Here is an 18069-nt window from a genome sequence, read left to right as displayed (position 1 = left end):
GAAGGCTCCTGTTCCATCGCCCTTTGCGTCGACCGAAAGCCTGCGTACTCGGGATGCTTAATGATAACCATTATCATTTGAGCTTGCCAACCACGTTGCCGGCGTGGACATGCGGCGACGATTGGCCTTTACTTGGGCCTTCACGTGAACCTCCGGACGCGACCTTGGCCAGCCGACACCTCGATACCCCGCCCCACGCGCACGCCGTCGCGTCGCAGGCGAGCCCGTGCGACGAACTCGTCATTCGCGCGCAACCCGTCGCGGCTGGTCAGCCATGCCGGCGCAAGCGCCTCGCGTTGTCAGCGACGATTCTCGGCTCGAGCATGGCCTTCATCGACGGCTCGGTCGTCAACGTCGCATTGCCGTCGATACAGAGCGAACTCGGGGCGAGCATCGCGGCGATGCAGTGGGTCGTCAACGCGTATCTGCTGCTGCTCGGTGCGCTGGTGCTGGTCGGCGGTTCGATGGGCGACAAGCTCGGCCGGCGCAAGGTGTTCATCGCGGGCGTCGCGATCTTCACGGTGGCGTCGGCGGCGTGCGGCTTCGCGCCGGGCATGCGCTGGCTGATCGCGGCGCGCGCGCTACAGGGCGTCGGCGCGGCGCTGCTGGTGCCGGGCAGCCTTGCGATCATCGGCGCGGTGTTCGAGGGCGAGGAACGCGGACGCGCGATCGGCACGTGGGCGGGCGTCGGCGCGATCACGTCGTCGGTCGGCCCGGCGGCGGGCGGCTGGCTCGTCGATGCGTTTTCCTGGCGCGCGATCTTCTTCCTCAATCTGCCGCTCGCCGCCGCGACGATCGCGCTGGCGCTGATGTCCGTGCCCGACAGCCACGACGCCGACGCGCCGCAAACCCTCGACTGGCCCGGCGCGGCCTGCACCGCGGCGGGCCTCGCGGCGCTCACGTACGGTCTTACGGAAGCGCCGTCGCGCGGTTTTGCCGATCCGCTGGTGCTGGGCATGATCGGCGCGGGTGTGGTGCTGCTCGCCGCGTTCATCGCGATCGAAACGAAGTCCCGCGATCCGATGATCCCGCTCGACATCTTCCGTTCGCGCGATTTCAGCGGCGCGAATCTCGTCACGCTGCTGCTGTATTTCGGGCTCGGCGGCGTGCTGTTCTTCCTGCCGTTCACGCTGATACGCGCGTACGGCTACAGCGCGACCGAGGCCGGCGCGGCGGTGCTGCCGATGCCGCTCATCATCGGCGTGCTGTCGCGTTTCACGGGCGGATTGACGGGCCGTTTCGGCGCGCGGGCGTTGCTCGTCGCCGGGCCGTGCGTCGCCGGACTCGGCTTCGCGATGCTCGCGCTGCCATTCGCCGCGCGTGGCTACTGGGCGGGGTTTTTCCCCGCGCTCATCGTGCTCGGGATCGGCCTGACGATCACCGTCGCGCCGCTGACCACGACCGTGATGGCGTCGGTGCCGGGCGAGCGCGCGGGCGTCGCGTCCGGCGTCAACAACGCGGTCGCGCGCGTGGCGAGCCTGCTGGCGATCGCGGTGCTCGGCATCGTGTTCGTGTGGTCGCACGATGCGGCGTTGTCGGCTCGGCTCGATCGCCTGCATCTGCCGCACCCGGACGCGCGCTCGCTCGAAGCGCAGGCGCCGCCTTCCGCGTCATCGACGCCGCTCGCCCGCGCGCAGGCCGATGCCATCGCCGATGCGTTGCGCGCCGTCGCGTTGCTGTCCGCCGCGTGCGCGTTCGCCGCGGCGGGCGTCGCGGCGGTGACGATCAGTCGCAAGAAATAAAAAAACCCCGATGCCGGTCATCGGGGTTCGAAGGTACCGCTTCGATGCGCTTGTTAGTGGCCCACATGAGCCGGTTGTTGTTCGATCGCCTTGGCGCGCTTTTGCAATTCTTCGGTCGTCTGCCCTTCGCCGTTCGGCAGCCAGCCCGGAGGACGCAGCAGGAAGCCGACAGCATCCGACACGCTCTTCGCGTTGAACATGTCCTTCACGAGACTGACCCAGTGTTCCATTTCGACGACGATCGGGTTGTGCGAAGTCACGGGCGTCGTCAGACCGTAGCGGCAGGGCTCGTCGGCGCGTTCTTCCACGTAGGTGCCGAACAGACGGTCGAAGATGACCAGCACGCCGCCGAAGTTCGCATCGAGATAGATCTCGTTCGACGCATGGTGCACACGGTGCGCCGACGGCGTGTTGAACACATATTCGAGCCAGCCGAGCTTCGGAATCCACGTCGCATGCAGCCAGAACTGGTAGAGCAGGTTGATCGACACGACCGCGAGCACCACATCCGGTTTCACGCCGAACCACACGAGCGGGGTGAAGAAGATGGCCGAGCCGGCGATCTTGGTCAGCCAGCCGAGACGGTAGGCGGACGACAGCGTCAACTGGTTCGGCGAGTGATGGACCGCGTGGTTCGCCCAGAAGAAGCGGATCGTGTGCGACGCGCGGTGATACCAGTAGTAGCAGAACTCCTGTCCGATGAAGAGCAGGAAGATCGTGAGCGCGGTGTTCGTCGTGACCGTGTGGATGCGATGTTCCCACGCGAAGTTGAAGACCGGCGTCGCGAGCGAGATCGGCAGGAACGCGAGCAGCTTGCGGCCGACGAGATCGACGAGCGAGATCCAGGTCTCGTGCCAGTCAAAGGCCTTGTCGGTGCCTTTGTACTTGAAGTGCAAAACGACAGCTTCGATCATCGACGCGGCGAGCACGATGCCCATCACATACATCGAGATTTTTCCGAGCAGATCCAGTTCCATGACGGTTCGCCTTGGTGGGTGGTTGCGAATGAACCCATTCTGGCGATCGGCCCGGTTAAAAACCACGCACAAACTATTTCATGAAATGTCACGGCCCGCCCGCAAAGCCTTGTGGCATAAGGGGCGGGCGTCTCGCGGGAGTTATTTCAAAGTATGTCGGCGCGCGATGGCTCGACTCGGCGCCTCCTGCGTTGCGTTCAATCCGAAACGGCATTCAACAGCGTAAGCAGCTTACGAAAACCTTGTGCGTCCCGGTGAACATCGATAGAATGCGAACAATTCCTATTTACATCGCATCAGAAAGATGATCGCCGTCGCGCACGACAATCGCTCCGAGGGTTCGCGGGCATGAGACCGGTTCTGGTTCGCCTGCATCGCTGGCTCGGCGTCGCGACCGCGCTCTTTCTGTTCGTCTCGGGTCTCACCGGCGCGATCATCGCGTGGGATCACGAAATCGACGAGATCCTCAATCCGGCCTTCTTCCACGCGCGCACCGACGGCCCCGCGCTGCCGCCGCTCGAACTCGCGCGACGCGTCGAGGCGGCCGATCCGCGCGTCGAAGTGACGTATATGCCGCTCGGTTTCGAGCCGGGACATACCGCGCAGATGATGGTGATGCCGCGCACCAACCCGGCGACCAACGCGCCGTACGACGTCGCGTACAACCAGATCGCCGTCGATCCCGCGACGGGGCAGGTCCAGGCGCAGCGCATGTGGGGCGCGCTGTCGCTCGCGCGCATCGATCTGATGCCGTTTCTCTACAAGCTGCACTACACGCTGCATTTGCCGATCGTCGGCGGTTTCGATATCGGCACGTGGCTGATCGGCATCGTCGGCATGCTGTGGTTTTTCGATAGCGGCATCGCGCTGATTCTGTCGTTCCCGAGCGTGAAGGCGTGGCGCAAGTCATTCGCGTTTCGCGTGAAGCGCGGTGGCTACGCGCTCACGTTCGATTTGCATCGCTCGGGCGGCGTCTGGATCTGGGGCTTGCTGCTCGTGATGGCGCTCACGTCGATCTCGATGAATCTCGCCGAGCCCGTGATGCGCCCGGTCGTGTCGATCTTCTCGAAACTCTCGCCTTCGTTCCTCGACAACGCCGAACTCGTGCGCGCTGGGCCGCCGGGCAAGCCGCTCGCCACGCGCGAGCAGATTCTGGAGATGGCTGCGCGCGATGCGAAACGCGAAAACCTGACCGAGCCGATGGGCGCGCTCTATTTCGCGCCGATGTTCAAGGCGTACGGCGTCGGTTTCTTCGCGCCCGGCCGCGACCACGGCGACATGGGTCTCGGCAACGCCTGGCTCTACTACAACGGCCAGACCGGCGCGCTCGCGGGATCGTCGATTCCGGGCCGCGGCTCGGCCGGCGACATCTTCATGCAGGCGCAGTTTCCGCTGCATTCCGGGCGCATCGTCGGACTGGGCGGGCGCATTCTGGTGAGCGCGGTGGGCATCGCGGTTGCAATGCTGAGCGCGACCGGCCTCATCATCTGGTTCAGAAAACGCGTGGCGCGACGTCATTCCGCCGCCGCAGCGAACGCACGCACCGCGCGCGGCTCTGTAGCGCCCTGACGATACCGTCGAATCGGGTCAACTAACCTCGCACAAAGCTCGATGAGAACGCCCCGCGCGGGTGGGATGTTGCGTTCGCGCAAATTCTTCGCTTCTTGAATGATAACGACTCTTATTTAACTTATAATCCGCGCATAACTCAGTCTCACCCGTCCCGCGCCAGCCGCGACCGGTCTTGCGACTCAGAACAATGCCGCCCGGATTCCAATCACGCCCCGGGACGGAAGACCGACCACCATCGTAGTTTGCGTATTCATGTCCGCTTCCCGTTCGTCCCGCTCGCAGGCCGCGCCTGCGCAGGCGCTGTCTCATCGCGCCGTCATCGCCGTTGCCGTCGCGATGGCTTTCTCCCTGTCCGCCCACGCGCAATCGACCGATTCCGGCAACGCCAGCACCGCCGCGCCGCAGGACAGCGCGTTGCCGGCCGTCAAGGTTCAGGCGTCGAAGGAAGCCTTGCCCGGCGACCTCGCGCCGACCTTCGCGGGTGGCCAGGTCGCGCGCGGCGCCGATTTCGGCGTGCTCGGCCAGCAGAAGATGATCGACGTGCCGTTCAGCATGACGACCTATACGTCGAAGCTGATCGAAGACCAGCAGGCGCGCACCCTCGCCGATGTGCTCGCGAACGATCCGTCCGTTCGGACTGCGTACGCGTTCGGCAATTTCGCGGAAACCTACGTCATCCGCGGCTTCCAGTTGCAGGGCGACGATGTTTCGCTCAACGGCCTGTACGGCATCACGCCGCGCCAGCTCGTCGCGACCGATGCGCTCGAGCGTGTCGATCTGTTCAAGGGCGCGAATGCGTTTCTGAACGGCGCGTCGCCGAACGGCTCGGCGGTGGGCGGCGGCCTGAACCTGCAACTCAAGCGCGCCGACGACAAGCCGCTCACGCGCGTGACGCTCGAAGGCTCGGCATCGGGCGAGATCGGCGCGCATATCGATATCGGCCGGCGCTTCGGCAGCGAAGGGCAGTTCGGCATCCGCGTGAATCAGGCGAATCACGACGGCGAATCGAGCGTCGACGGCGAACATCGCCGCGACAACACCACGGCCGTCTCGCTCGACTGGCGCGGCGACAAGCTGCGTCTCTACGCCGACTTCCTGTATCAGCGCCAGCGCATCAACGGCGGCCGCCCGACCGTCAACGACTTCGCGAACTTCATTCCGGAGCCGCCTTCGGCGACGTACAACTACGGTCAGACCTGGAGCTTCAGCTCGATCGAGGATACCGTCGGCATCCTGCGCGCCGAGTACGATTTCCTGCCAGGCTGGACGGCCTACATCGCGGGCGGCGCGCGCCACACCGACGAGCACGGCGAGTATTCGTCGCCGAGCATCCAGGCCAACGGCACGACCACCGCGACGCGCCTCGGCGTGCCGCACAAGGAAGACGGCACTTCCGCCGAAGCAGGCGTGCGCGGCCACTTCAACACCGGGCCGGTGTCGCACTTCGTGACGGCGGGCGCGTCGATCGTGCGTGTCGATTCGAAGTCGGCGTTCACGTTCAGCAGCTCGTTCCCGACCAGCATCTACGACACGCCGCAAGTGCCGTATCCGGCGACTATCCTGACGGGCGGCAATCTTTCCGATCCGCAGACGGTGACGCTCAATCTGATGCGCAGCGTGTCGATCTCCGACACGCTCGGCTTCCTGAACGATCGCGTGCTGTTCACCATCGGCGCGCGCCACCAGGAACTGCTGACCAACGGTTACAGCTACGCCGGCGTCCAGACGCAGGCCTACAACGATTCGATCACGACGCCGGTTTTCGGTCTCGTCGTCAAGCCGATGCAGAACGTCGCGCTCTTCGCGAATCACAGCGAAGCGCTGACGATCGGCGATTCGGCGCCCAACACCGCGGCGAACTTCGGCGAGCAGTTGCCGCCTGCGAAGTCGAAGCAATGGGAAGTCGGCGCGAAGTATGACAACGGCCAGTACGGCGCGTCGTTCGCGGCGTTCCAGATCGAGAAGCCGCTGACTTTCGTCAATAGTTCGAACTTTTTCGTGGCTGACGGCACGCAGCGTAATCGCGGGCTGGAAGCGTCGATCTACGGCGAGCCGGTGCACGGCGTGCGCCTGATCGCGGGCGCGACGTACATCCACGCGACGCAGTACGACACGGGCACGGGCTCGACGGACGGCAACAAGCCGATCGGCGTGCCGACGATGATGTTCAACGTCAACGCGGAATACGACGTGCCGGTGCTCAACGGCCTCACGCTGACGGCGCGCTGGATCCGCACGGGCTCGCAGTATCTGAACGTGACGAACACGCTGTCGATTCCCGCATGGGATCGCTTCGATCTCGGCGCGCGTTATGCGACCGTGCTGTTCGGCAAGCCGACGACGTTCCGCGCGAGCGTGCTGAACGTGGCGAACAAGTCCTACTGGTCGTCGACGATCGGTGGCTATCTGACGCAGGGCGCGCCGCGCACGGTGCTGCTGTCGATGACGACGGATTTCTGATCGGTCTCTTCGAAGCGATGAAAAACGCCGCGCGTTCGTGAGAACGCGCGGCGTTTTCATTTCGCATCAACCCAGGTGAGTCGTGCGCGCCCTCGGCGCGACGGTCTCCATCGATGTCAGACCCTCGACGATGCCGCACTGCTCGAGCGGTGCTTCCTCGCCGCAGCGATTCCTGAGCGTCGTGAGTTGTTCGCGCAGCTGCGTCAGTTCAGCGATGCGCGCGTCCACGTGCGCGATGTGCGCGTCGACGAGCGCGTTGACGCTCTCGCATGTGCCGCCCGGCCCATCGGAGGCCGCGAGCAGCGCCCGCACTTCATCGTGCGTCATGTCCAGCGCTCGACAGTTCCGAATGAAACGCAGGCGATCGACGTGCCCGGAATTGTAGCTGCGGTAATTCGCGGCAGTTCGATCCGGTGGCGGAAGCAATGCCTCTCTCTCATAGAACCGGATTGTCTCGGTCGTGCATTTCGCAAGTTTCGCGAGTTCGCCAATTTTCATCGCGGCATCTCACTGCAAAAGTTCTTGACCTTGAAGCAGCTTCAAGGTGTGTACTGGGAGCATACAGCAGACAAAGGACAATAGCATGGCACCCGGACATGAAGAAACGGCGACGAGAACGCCGCATGCACACGATCACAAACACGCGCACGCAGCGGAAGGTTCGTGCTGCGGCGCTGCTCCGGCATCCTTACCGACGCTTGGCCGGTCCGTTGCAACCGGCGATTCGATCCGTACTCAGATGCGTATTCTGCAGATGGACTGTCCGACAGAAGAAACGCTCATCCGCAAAAAGCTCGGCGCCATGCCGCAGGTGTCGGAGCTTCAGTTCAATTTGATGCAGCGAGTCCTGACGGTCGTCCACAAGCCGGACAGCCTCGACGCGATCGTCAAGGCGCTCGGCACGCTCGGATTCACGCCCGAACTTGCCAGCAACGATCGCGCATCAGCTAACGCTCCGGTCGCGCCGGCAACACCGAAGTCGTGGTGGCCGCTCGCAGTGGCGGGCGTCGCCGCTGCCGGCTCCGAAGCCGCGAGCTGGGCCGGCGCGCCCGTCTGGGCTGTGGCGGCGCTTGCGCTCGTCGCGGTCGCCTGCTCCGGTTTGGGAACGTACAGGAAGGGCTGGATCGCGATTCGCAACCGCAATCTCAACATCAATGCGCTGATGAGCATTGCCGTGACGGGCGCACTGGTGCTCGGGCAGTGGCCAGAGGCCGCGATGGTGATGGTCCTGTTCACGATCGCCGAGCTCATCGAGGCGAAATCGCTGGATCGCGCGCGCAATGCCATTCAGGGACTCATGCGTCTCGCACCCGAGAAGGCGACGATCAGACAGCCTGACGGTTCGTGGCTCGAAGTCGAGGCCGCGACAGTCACGCCCGGCGCCGTCGTTCGAGTCAAGCCGGGCGAGCGGATCGGGCTCGATGGCGAGATCGTGAGTGGCCGTTCGACGGTGAATCAGGCACCGATCACAGGCGAGAGCTTGCCGGTCGACAAGGCGCAGGGCGATCTCGTGTTCGCCGGCACCATCAACGAGGCGGGGTCGTTCGAGTACCGCGTGACGGCTGCGGCGAGCAATACGACGCTCGCCCGGATCATTCACGCGGTCGAGGAAGCGCAAGGCGCCAAAGCACCGACGCAGCGTTTCGTCGATCAATTCGCGCGCGTCTACACGCCGATCGTGTTCCTGATCGCACTCGGGGTCGCCGTGATTCCGCCGCTGTTTTTCGCGGGCGCGTGGTTCGACTGGATCTACAAGGCGCTCGTGCTGCTGGTGATCGCCTGTCCGTGCGCGCTGGTGATTTCCACGCCGGTCACGATCGTGAGCGGGCTGGCCGCTGCGGCGCGCCGGGGGATTCTGGTCAAAGGGGGCACGTATCTCGAACAGGGTCGCAAGCTCGCGTGGCTGGCGCTCGACAAGACCGGCACCGTCACGCACGGAAAGCCGGTCCAGACGGAATTCGAACTTCGTGCGACCGAGGTCGATAGCGCCTGGGTTCGTTCCGTCGCCGCCAGCCTCGCGGGGCGATCGGATCATCCCGTATCGATGGCGATCGCGCAGAAGGGCGATGCGGATGGCATTGCGCGCGTGCCTGTCGATGCCTTCGAAGCGCTTCCGGGGCGTGGCGTCGCGGGCGTCGTTTGCGGACGGCGTTATTCGCTTGGCAATCATCGTCTCGTCGAGGAACTCGCGCGCTGCTCGACGGAACTCGAAGCCCGGCTCGATGCGCTCGAGCGCGCGGGCAGGACGGTGGTGATGTTGATCGACGACGAGCGCGTGCTTGGACTGTTCGCGGTTGCCGATACGGTGAAGGACAGCAGCAAGGACGCCATTTCCGAGCTGCATGCGCTCGGCGTGCGAACGGCGATGCTCACCGGCGACAATCCGCACACCGCCAAGGCGATCGCAGATCAGGTCGGCATCGACCGCGCCGAAGGCAATCAGTTGCCCGAGGACAAGCTGCGCATCGTGAAAGCGCTCTCGAAAGGCGGCTCGATGGTGGGCATGGTCGGCGACGGCATCAACGATGCCCCGGCGCTCGCGCAAGCCCACATCGGTTTCGCGATGGGCGCGATGGGCACGGACACGGCCATCGAGACGGCGGACGTTGCCTTGATGGACGACGACCTGCGCAAGATTCCGTCGTTCATTCGCCTTTCTCGCGCCACGCACGGGATCCTCGTGCAGAACATCTCGCTGGCGCTCGGGATCAAGGCTGTCTTCCTCGTGTTGACGCTCTCCGGACTCGGCACGATGTGGATGGCTGTCTTCGCCGATGTCGGCGCGAGCCTGCTGGTCGTGGGTAACGGATTGCGCTTGCTTCGGAAGTAAGGATAACTGGAGAAATCATGAGCTGGCTTGAACGCATGTTTGGGGGCCACCACGGTGGCCAGAACCGTGGCGGGCATGATCGCGGGCATGGCGGATCGCATGGAGGATCCCACGGCGGATACGGCGATGACCGGACTCGCCAGTCGAACGAAGGGTGGGGCAGAGTACCGAACGCGACGCCAGCGCCGCCAGGCGTCAACTGCCCGAAGTGCGGCGCAGCCAATGCCGCCGGTTCGCGCTTTTGCGACCAGTGCGCGACTTCACTTGCGCCGCAAGCCTGCTCGACATGCAAGCAGGCGCTGGCCCCGGGCGCGAAATTCTGCAGCCAGTGCGGCGCGCCAGCGAACCCGTGACGGTCAGCTAGGTGTATCGGCCGGATTCTTCACGCACCGGAATCCGGCATACACGTATTGATAATGCCCCTGAAACCAGTTTCGGAAACTCGGCCGCAACATGCAGGCCGCCGTGCGCGGCGAGCCGCCCTTGATGACGAAGTGTTTGCCGTCGAAGAAATTCGCCGAATAACCGAGATAGAACGGAAACGGCTCGAAGCCCCGCAACGGGCCGAATTCCGTCGACGTCCATTCCCAGCCATTGCCGAACTGGCCTTCGACGCCGAACTCGCTGCGATTCTCCGGATACGCCTGCACCGGCGACGGGTCCCATCGGCGGAAATCGAAGTTGCCTTCCGCGACTCCCGGCGCGCCCGACGCCGCGCGCTGCCATTGTGCTTCGGTCGGCAATGACTTGCCCGCCCAGCGCGCGTACGCCTTCGCTTCGGCGTAACTCACGTACGCGGGCCAGTCGGGCGGCAGCGCGATCTCGTCGAACATCGTGCGCAGTTTCCACGCGTCCAGCGCGTCGTCGCCGTCGCCGGGAATCCAGAAGGCGGGATGCGCGATGCGCTCGTCTTCCTTCCACGCCCAGTCGGCTTCGTCCCAATAATCGCGGTTCCAGTAGCCGCCTGCATCGATGAAGCGCAGAAACTCGCCGTTCGTGACCATATAGCGGTCGATTTCGAACGCGGGAACGTCGACGCGTTCCTCGCCGAACTCGTTGTCCCAGCCGAACCGGCCACTTTCGCGCGTCAGGCCGAGCGTCGCGCTGCCCGCCGGCACGCGCACGGTTTCATGTTTCAGTTCGCGATCGGACGTGCGCTCAGAACGCGCGTTCGCTGGTGCAATTTTTCTATCGACCGGCAGTTGATGCAGCATGTACGCGAGCGTTTCGGCGTGCATCAGCCTGTGCTCGATCGCGACTTCAAGCAATTGCGTGGGGGATTCGTCGGCGGATAGCGGATTGGCGGCGATCTCGTTCGGATTGAAGCACGCATCGATGAGCGCGCGGACCGTTTGCCGATACGCGCGCACTTCATCGAGCGATGGCCAGTCGGCCGGCTGATCGGTTGGCAGGCCGCCATCCACCGGATCGATGCCGAAGGCGAAAAGCTGGTCGTAGGCGGGATTCGGGCTCGGCAGGTCGAACAGACGCTGATCGAAGAGATTGCGATCGAAGGCTTCGAGATGCCCGATATAAAAGACGATGCGATGCCGCTCGGCGATCGGCCTGTCGTAAAGGTGCTCGGGCTTGACTACGTCGAAAATCTCGTCGGTGACGCGGCGCGCTTCGGCGAGGCGCTCGAGCAGAGGATGACGCAGGGAAGGTTCGCGGTTCATGTCGCCCAATCTCCGTGGCTGGCCAGTAGCTTTGCATCGGCCGAAGCGAACGCCGCAGCGCCCGTTTGGCCGAACAAAAGAGACTAAACCGTAGCGAACCGCGTGCCAACTGAAATATGGGTGGCGATTATTCGTGTAGGCGCAATAATCGCGAGCGACGTTCCGTCAGACGGCGCGCAGGGCGTCGAAGTCGCGAATGCGGATGAACTTGCCCTGCGTTTCGATGAAGCCCGCCTTGTCGAAACGCGACAGCGTGCGGCTCACGGTTTCGAGCGTCATGCCGAGATAGCTGCCCATGTCGTCGCGCGTCATGCGCAGCGTGAATTCCGAGGACGCGTAACCGCGCTTCGCGAGCCGCGACGAGAGATCGAGCAGCAGCCGCGCGACCCGTTCGTCCGCGCGCAGCATGCCGAGCCTGACGACGTGGCTCGCCTCGCGATTCACCGCGTGGCTCATCATGCGATGCAGACGCTTTTGCAATGCGTCGGTCTCGCGGCACATGCGCTCGAACAGCGAATACGGAACGACGCAGACCGAGCTGTCTTCCAGCGCGATGGCGTCGCACATATGCTCGCCTTCCTCGATGCCTTCGAAGCCGAGCGCATCGCCCGCCAGCAGCAGACCGGTGACCTGCTCGCGGCCGCCGTCATGCGTGATGACTGTCTTGATCGACCCGGAGCGCACCGCGAACAGCGCATCGAAGCGGTCGCCGGCGCGAAACAGCGCGTCGCCGCGCTTGACCTTGCGCGTCACGGAGATGATGTCCTCCAGTTTCGCGATGTCGTTGGCGCACAGGCCTTCGGGCATGCAGAGATGCCGCATCGCACAGGTCGAGCAGTGCGCCGAATTGCGCCGCGCGCGGGAACTATCGGACAGGGCGGTCATTTTTGGGCTCGTTTTGTTGATGAATGACAAAACGATTGTCCCATAGGCCATCGGCCCGCCCGCGTGAAAAATTGACGCGGGCGGGGCATCGATCAAACTTTTTTACCTTATGGAGTTGCCTTTTCGCGAGGCTCGCCCGCCGCCGATGGAATCAGCAATACCGGCAACGTTGCCTGACGCAGACACCGTTCGGCCACGCTGCCGAGAATCAGCCGCTGAAAGCCCTTGCGGCCGTGTGTGCCCATGATCAGCAGATCGGCGTTGAACGCGTCGGCGGCCTTGATGATGAGCGTCGCGACATCGTCGCTCGCGGTCGCTTCGATCGTCACGACTTCGCCGCTCACGCCGCGCGCCTTCATCTGATCGGCGGCCTCGCGCGCGAGCGACGCGCCCTGTTCCATTAGGCTCGCGTGCAGCGAGGAGGGATCGTAGCCGGGCACGTCGAGATACATCGGGCTGCCTTCGACGACGTAATACGGCTGCACGACCGCCTGATGCGTGACGGCGAGATCGAGCGCGGCGCTGAAGGCACGCTCGGAAGTCCGGCTGCCGTCGATGGCGACGAGAATGCGTTTGAACATGACGGTAGTTTCCCCTGAAACGGTCGATCGGCGTACGGCGCGCGCAGCGCCTCATGACTTCGCATCATAGAGCGCGCGTGTTCCACCTCGACGCCGCTTTTTTGCGATAAGTCGATCCAGCGCAAGGCAGGCCGTACAATTCGTGGTTCTTCGGCATCAGCGCCCGCTTAAAAGCGCCGGCGCGACCTCTTTTTAGCACTTCTCCAGCCAGCCTGCCCGACCGTGACTCAGACGCCGCCCGCCTTACCGTTCAGAACCGCTCTCTACGCGATGCTCGGCATCGGTCTCGTCAACATGCTCGTTGCGCTGGATCAGACCGTGGTCAGCACCGCGCTGCCGTCGATCGTCGCGGAACTGCACGGCTTCGAGTTCTACGCGTGGATCGCGAGCGCCTATCTGCTCGCATCGGTCGTCACGGTGCCGGTGTTCGGGCGGCTCGGCGATTACTTCGGGCGCAAGCGCTTCGTGATCGCGGCGGTGATCGTGTTCACGGTCGCCTCGGTGCTGTGCGGCATCGCGCCCAGCATGCTGTTTCTCGTGCTCGCGCGCGGCCTGCAGGGCGTCGGCGGCGGGATGATGGTCGGCACCGCGTTCGCATCGATTCCCGATCTGTTTCCCGATCCGCGCACCCGCGTGCGCTGGCAGGTCGTGCTGGCGGCCGCTTACGGCATCGGCACGGCGGCGGGGCCGTCGCTCGGCGGATGGATGAGCCAGCACTGGGGCTGGCGCTCGACGTTCCTCGTGAATCTGCCGGTCGGCGCGGCGGCGCTTTACTTCATCTGGTCGCATCTGCCGAATCTGCACCGGCCGCGCGAGGGCAGCGTGAAGATCGACTGGACCGGCGCCGCGCTCGTCGCGCTGGTGCTCGGCGGCTTTCAGGCGCTGATCGAGGCGTTGCCGAAAGACGGCCTCACGACCGCCAATATCGCGCTGGGCATCGGCGTGGCGGTGTGCGCGGTGGCGCTCCTGATTTGCGAACGGCGCGCGACGCATCCGATCATCCCGCTCGACATCTTCCGCGATCCGCAACTCAACACGCTCTTTACGCTGTCGTTTCTGGCTGGCTTCGTGATGTTTTCGCTGATCTTCTTCGCGCCGCTCCTGCTGCAAGGCGGCTTCGGGTTGTCGCCGCAGGCCGCGGGCCTGCTCGCGACGCCGATCGCCGCGTGCATCGCGCTCGGCAGCTTCATCAACACGCGCATCGTCATTCATATGCGCAAGCCGGTGAACATTCTCTCGATCGGCTTCACGCTGCTCCTGATCGCGTCGGTGGCGCTGGCGTTCGCGCGCGAGTCGACGCCGCATCTGTGGATCGAATTGCCGATGGCTGCGATCGGCATCGGCCTCGGCTTTGTCCTGAACAACATGAATGTCTTCGGGCAGGAGATCGCGGGGCGCGAGCGCTTCGGCATCACGACCGCGCTGCTGCAATCGACGCGCATGGTCGGCGGGATGCTGGGCACCAGCATCGTCGGGACGATCGTCGCGCATCACTATGCGAGCGTCGTGGCGCGCACGGTCAGCGTGCTCGGCCCGGCGACCTCGGCGCAATGGCTGCCGCGCCTGTCCGACCCGCGCATTCTCGTCGATGAAGCGTTGCGCGAGCACGTCCTCGCCGAACTGACCTCGGCCGGCCTGGATGCCGCCGCGCTCCTCGACGCCGCGCGCGATGCACTCGTGCAGTCGATCCACATCGGCGTGATGCTGACGGCCGTCGCGGCGCTGGTGGCGGCGCTGCTGGTGCGGCGCATCGCGCACATCACGTTCAGAAAGCACGCGACGCCGGTGCCGAAGTCCTAGAGCGCAACCTTTGATAAGTGGTTGGTCGCGCCTATAGTTCCTGCGTCGCCGGACGGACCGGATATCGACTCGGCTTCGACCGCGCACCGCGCTTGCTTCATCGTCCTCGACGGCGGCTCGCACGTCTCGCGCGGAACGCTTGCGCGCGCTGCGGGTCACTCGCTTTAGCGGGCGGCCGCGCGACAGGCCTGCCGCCCATCGCCAACAGAGATGAGGAGCTGACATGAAGATCACCGGAGACATGCTGATCGGCGCATCGGCCGTGCGGGGCACCGATGCCACGCTCCGCGCGTTCGACCCTGCCCGCAACGCCGATCTGGAGCCCGCGTTCGGCGGCGGCGGCGCGGCGGAAGTCGCGCGCGCGTGCGAACTCGCCGATGCCGCTTTCGACGACTATCGCCACGCGCCTTTCGAAACGCGCGCGCAGTTTCTCGAAGCCATCGCCGACAACATCATCGCGCTCGGCGACACGCTGATCGAACGCGCGATGGCCGAATCCGCGCTGCCCAAGGCGCGCCTCGAAGGCGAGCGCGCCCGCACGGTCGGGCAGTTGCGCCTGTTCGCGTCGCTCGTGCGCGAGGGCCGCTGGCTCGCCGCCACGCTCGATTCTGCGCAGCCGGATCGAAAGCCGCTGCCGCGCTCCGATCTGCGTCTGCAAAAGATTCCCGTCGGCCCGGTCGCGGTGTTCGGCGCGAGCAACTTTCCGCTCGCGTTTTCCGTGGCGGGCGGCGATACCGCGTCGGCGTTCGCGGCGGGCTGTCCGGTCGTCGTGAAATCGCATCCGGGGCATCTGGGCACCTCCGAACTGGTCGGGCGCGCGGTGCAGAAGGCGGTCGCGGACAGCGGCTTGCCGGAGGGCACGTTTTCGCTGGTCGTCGGCGCGGGCAATGCCATCGGCGAAGCGCTGGTCGCGCATCCGGCGATTCAGGCGGTCGGCTTCACAGGTTCGCGGCGCGGTGGGCTGGCGCTCGTCGATATCGCGTCGCAGCGGCCGGTGCCGATTCCCGTTTTTGCCGAGATGAGCAGCGTCAATCCGGTGTTCGCGCTGCCGGGCGCGCTGGCGGCACGCGGCGATACGCTCGCGGCGGGATATATCGATTCGGTCACGCTGGGCGTCGGCCAGTTCTGCACGAATCCGGGTCTCGTGATCGGTCTCGCGGATTCCGACCTCGACGATTTCATCGACAACGCCGCAGCCGCGCTCGAAAAGAAGGGCACGCAGACGATGCTCACAGCGGGCATCGCGGCGGCGTATGAAGACGGCGTCAAGCACCGCGACGGAGCCGCCAGGCGCATCGCGACCGGCACGCAGAGCGAGGTGTCGAGCGGCGCGCTGCCGGCGCTGTATCGCGTGAGCGCGGAGGAGTTTCTCGCGAAGCCGCAACTGGCGGAGGAGATTTTCGGGCCGACTTCGGTGGTGGTCGTGTGTCGCGACGAGGACGAATTGATCGCGGTCGCGCGCCGTCTCGAAGGTCAGCTTACCGCGACGCTGCTGATGGAAAAGGACGATGTCGAGCTGGCGCGGCGGCTTCTTCCGGTGCTGGAGCGCAAGGCTGGGCGGATTCTCGCGAACGGTTTCCCGACCGGCGTCGAAGTGTCCTACGCGATGGTGCACGGCGGGCCGTATCCGGCCACGTCCGACAGCCGCTCGACGTCCGTCGGCGCGATGGCGATCGAACGCTTCCTGCGACCGGTGTGCTATCAGGATTTGCCGGCGGCGCTGTTGCCCGAATCTCTCGCGGATGACAATCCGCTCTCGCTCTGGCGTTTGAGGGATGGGCAACTGGGACCTAACTGAGGGTGAGTTGATTATCTCTCTGGCGAATAAACGTCTTTTATTCGCCAGAGAGATATCTTGACGAATATCTGTTTGACAAATAAAATGCATTTATTCGCCAAACAGATACGCCCGCCATGCAGCAAGTTATCGCAACGATCGGTCAGATGGGCCACGTGCTCGCGGCTGGCCGCAAACGCGCCGGATTGACGCAAGCGCAAGCGGCGGCGCGGCTGGGCATCAGTCAGAGCCGCATATCGACGCTCGAACGCGATTCCGGCGCGCTGACGCTGGACCAGTTGCTCGCTTTGTTCGGCGCATACGGTCTTCAGTTGCTCGTGCAGGACCGGCCCGACAATTCCCTGATCGAAGCGAACGAGGCGGAGTGGTAATGCCCGGACGCCGGCCTCATTCGCGGGCATTGTCCGTCTGGGCCAACGGTCAGCGCGTGGCGACGTGGCGTCTGCCTGCGCGCGGTCAGGCCGAACTCGTCTACGACGACACCTGGGTCCGCTCGGGCGAGGTACGCCCGCTTTCACTGTCGCTGCCGATCCGGCTCGACGGCGCGCCGCTCAAAGGCGACGCGGTGCTCAATTACTTCGACAATCTGCTTCCCGACAGCGAGGCGATCCGGCGGCGCATCGCGCAGCGGTTCCAGACCGACAGCCTCGATGCCTTCGACTTGCTGCAGGCCATCGGGCGCGACTGCGTGGGCGCGGTGCAATTGCTCGCGGAAGACGAATCGCCCACGGGCGTCGAAACGATCGAAGGCACGCCGCTCACCGATCATGACATCGAAAACCTGCTGAATCAGGTGGCCGGCAGCGCGCCCTTCGGCACGGACGATGACGACGATTTCCGCATCTCGCTCGCCGGAGCGCAGGAAAAGACGGCGCTGCTGCGGCACGATGGCCGCTGGCTCAGGCCGCACGGCGCGACACCGACGACGCACATCCTCAAGCTGCCGCTCGGTCTCGTCGGCAATCGCCGCGCCGATCTCACGACGTCCGTCGAAAACGAATGGCTTTGCATGCGCATTCTGCACACGTTCGGCCTGCCGGTCGCGAACGCGGACATCGCGACGTTCGGTGAGCGGCGCGTGCTCGTCGTCGAGCGCTTCGACCGGCGTTTGCATCCCGCAGGGAAATGGATTTTGCGTTTGCCGCAGGAAGATTTCTGCCAGGTGAACGCGTTGCCGCCGCACAAGAAGTATGAACAGGACGGCGGTCCGGGCGTGCTCGATCTCGCGCGCGTGCTGCAGCAATCGAGCGATGCGCGCCGCGACATCGAAACGTTGGTGACGGCGCAGATTCTGTTCTGGCTGTTCGCCGCGCCGGACGGCCACGCGAAGAACTTCAGCATTCACCTGCTCAGAGGCGGACAATACCGCCTCACGCCGCTCTACGACGTCATGTCGATCTGGCCGGTGGAAGGCGATGGCGCGAATCAATGGTCCTGGCACAAGGCCAAGCTCGCGATGGCCATATCCGGCAAGGCAAGGCACTACGCGTTTCGTGAGATCCAACGGCGGCATTTCAACGCGATGGCGCTGAGATGCGGCTTCGGAGAAAGCGCCGAACCGATCATCGGGCGCATCATCGAGCGGACGCCCGCGGTCATCGATGAAGTCGCGGCGCAATTACCGGCCGATTTTCCACCTCGCGTGGCCGAGCGTATTTTCAGCGGCATGCGCAAGTCGCTTGCCGCCCTCGAAGCGATGCCTGCATAGTCAGGACGCCCACGCGCCCGCTCTTTCCCTTGGAGACAAA

At 64.7% G+C, this 18069-nt stretch carries 14 protein-coding genes; 9 read left to right on the top strand and 5 right to left on the bottom strand.

Translation table 11 applies throughout. The annotated features are described in order from the left end of the window. Positions 1-164 precede the first annotated feature (164 nt). Positions 165-1742 carry an MFS transporter gene (locus tag BTHE68_RS18600; RefSeq protein ID WP_232077958.1) on the top strand — a complete coding sequence of 526 codons (1578 nt, stop codon included), beginning with the start codon at positions 165-167 and terminating at the stop codon, positions 1740-1742. 53 nt (positions 1743-1795) lie between these two features. Here the strand turns inward: BTHE68_RS18600 and BTHE68_RS18595 are convergent, their stop codons facing one another. Then, complete coding sequence (locus BTHE68_RS18595; RefSeq protein WP_174258076.1) at positions 1796-2719, bottom strand: sterol desaturase family protein; 924 nt, start codon at positions 2717-2719, stop codon at positions 1796-1798. Between the two features lie 348 nt (positions 2720-3067). Here BTHE68_RS18595 and BTHE68_RS18590 point away from each other — a divergent pair, with 348 nt between their 5' ends. Both BTHE68_RS18590 and BTHE68_RS18585 read left to right on the top strand, forming a co-directional pair. Further along, a complete protein-coding gene (locus BTHE68_RS18590) occupies positions 3068-4288 on the top strand; it encodes a PepSY-associated TM helix domain-containing protein (protein WP_162067736.1) in 1221 nt (406 codons plus the stop codon). Between the two features lie 255 nt (positions 4289-4543). Beyond that, positions 4544-6751, top strand: a complete 2208-nt coding sequence (locus tag BTHE68_RS18585) for a TonB-dependent receptor (protein WP_162067735.1) — start codon at positions 4544-4546, stop codon at positions 6749-6751. Between the two features lie 66 nt (positions 6752-6817). Here the strand turns inward: BTHE68_RS18585 and cadR are convergent, their stop codons facing one another. Beyond that, positions 6818-7249, bottom strand: coding sequence for a Cd(II)/Pb(II)-responsive transcriptional regulator (gene cadR, locus BTHE68_RS18580; RefSeq protein ID WP_162067734.1), 432 nt, complete (start codon positions 7247-7249; stop codon positions 6818-6820). Between the two features lie 85 nt (positions 7250-7334). Here cadR and BTHE68_RS18575 point away from each other — a divergent pair, with 85 nt between their 5' ends. Further along, positions 7335-9581: a heavy metal translocating P-type ATPase gene (locus BTHE68_RS18575; RefSeq protein WP_232077957.1), complete on the top strand. Its 2247-nt coding sequence runs from the start codon at positions 7335-7337 to the stop codon at positions 9579-9581. A 17-nt stretch (positions 9582-9598) separates the two neighbouring features. Then, positions 9599-9934: a double zinc ribbon domain-containing protein gene (locus tag BTHE68_RS18570; RefSeq protein WP_174258075.1), complete on the top strand. Its 336-nt coding sequence runs from the start codon at positions 9599-9601 to the stop codon at positions 9932-9934. A gap of 3 nt (positions 9935-9937) precedes the next feature. On the opposite strand, the gene BTHE68_RS18565 is transcribed toward BTHE68_RS18570, so the two are convergent. The 3 genes from BTHE68_RS18565 to BTHE68_RS18555 all read right to left on the bottom strand — a co-directional run bounded on the left by BTHE68_RS18565 (position 9938) and on the right by BTHE68_RS18555 (position 12723). Further along, positions 9938-11257 (bottom strand): SUMF1/EgtB/PvdO family nonheme iron enzyme, encoded by a 1320-nt coding sequence (locus BTHE68_RS18565; protein ID WP_162067732.1) that lies wholly within the window; start codon positions 11255-11257, stop codon positions 9938-9940. 165 nt (positions 11258-11422) lie between these two features. Continuing rightward, entirely contained in the window at positions 11423-12142 is a 720-nt protein-coding gene (locus tag BTHE68_RS18560; protein WP_162067731.1) for a helix-turn-helix domain-containing protein, read from the bottom strand. A 107-nt stretch (positions 12143-12249) separates the two neighbouring features. Next, complete coding sequence (locus tag BTHE68_RS18555) at positions 12250-12723, bottom strand: universal stress protein (protein WP_162067730.1); 474 nt, start codon at positions 12721-12723, stop codon at positions 12250-12252. A 270-nt stretch (positions 12724-12993) separates the two neighbouring features. On the opposite strand from BTHE68_RS18555, the gene BTHE68_RS18550 reads away from it, so the two are divergent. The 4 genes from BTHE68_RS18550 (at position 12994) to BTHE68_RS18535 (ending at position 18029) form a co-directional block, all read left to right on the top strand. After that, positions 12994-14523 (top strand): MFS transporter, encoded by a 1530-nt coding sequence (locus tag BTHE68_RS18550; RefSeq protein ID WP_162068265.1) that lies wholly within the window; start codon positions 12994-12996, stop codon positions 14521-14523. A gap of 223 nt (positions 14524-14746) precedes the next feature. Next, complete coding sequence (locus BTHE68_RS18545; RefSeq protein WP_162067729.1) at positions 14747-16321, top strand: aldehyde dehydrogenase (NADP(+)); 1575 nt, start codon at positions 14747-14749, stop codon at positions 16319-16321. A gap of 116 nt (positions 16322-16437) precedes the next feature. Next, complete coding sequence (locus BTHE68_RS18540) at positions 16438-16692, top strand: helix-turn-helix domain-containing protein (protein WP_162067728.1); 255 nt, start codon at positions 16438-16440, stop codon at positions 16690-16692. Beyond that, positions 16692-18029, top strand: a complete 1338-nt coding sequence (locus BTHE68_RS18535) for a type II toxin-antitoxin system HipA family toxin (protein ID WP_162067727.1) — start codon at positions 16692-16694, stop codon at positions 18027-18029. Before BTHE68_RS18540 ends, BTHE68_RS18535 begins: the two co-directional genes overlap by 1 nt. The last annotated feature ends 40 nt before the right edge of the window (positions 18030-18069 follow it).

Source organism: Burkholderia sp. THE68, from assembly GCF_009938265.1.
In the GTDB taxonomy this organism is placed as follows: Bacteria; Pseudomonadota; Gammaproteobacteria; order Burkholderiales; family Burkholderiaceae; genus Caballeronia.
Note: the sequence above shows the minus strand (reverse complement) of the source record. Positions and strands in the feature narration are given on the sequence as shown.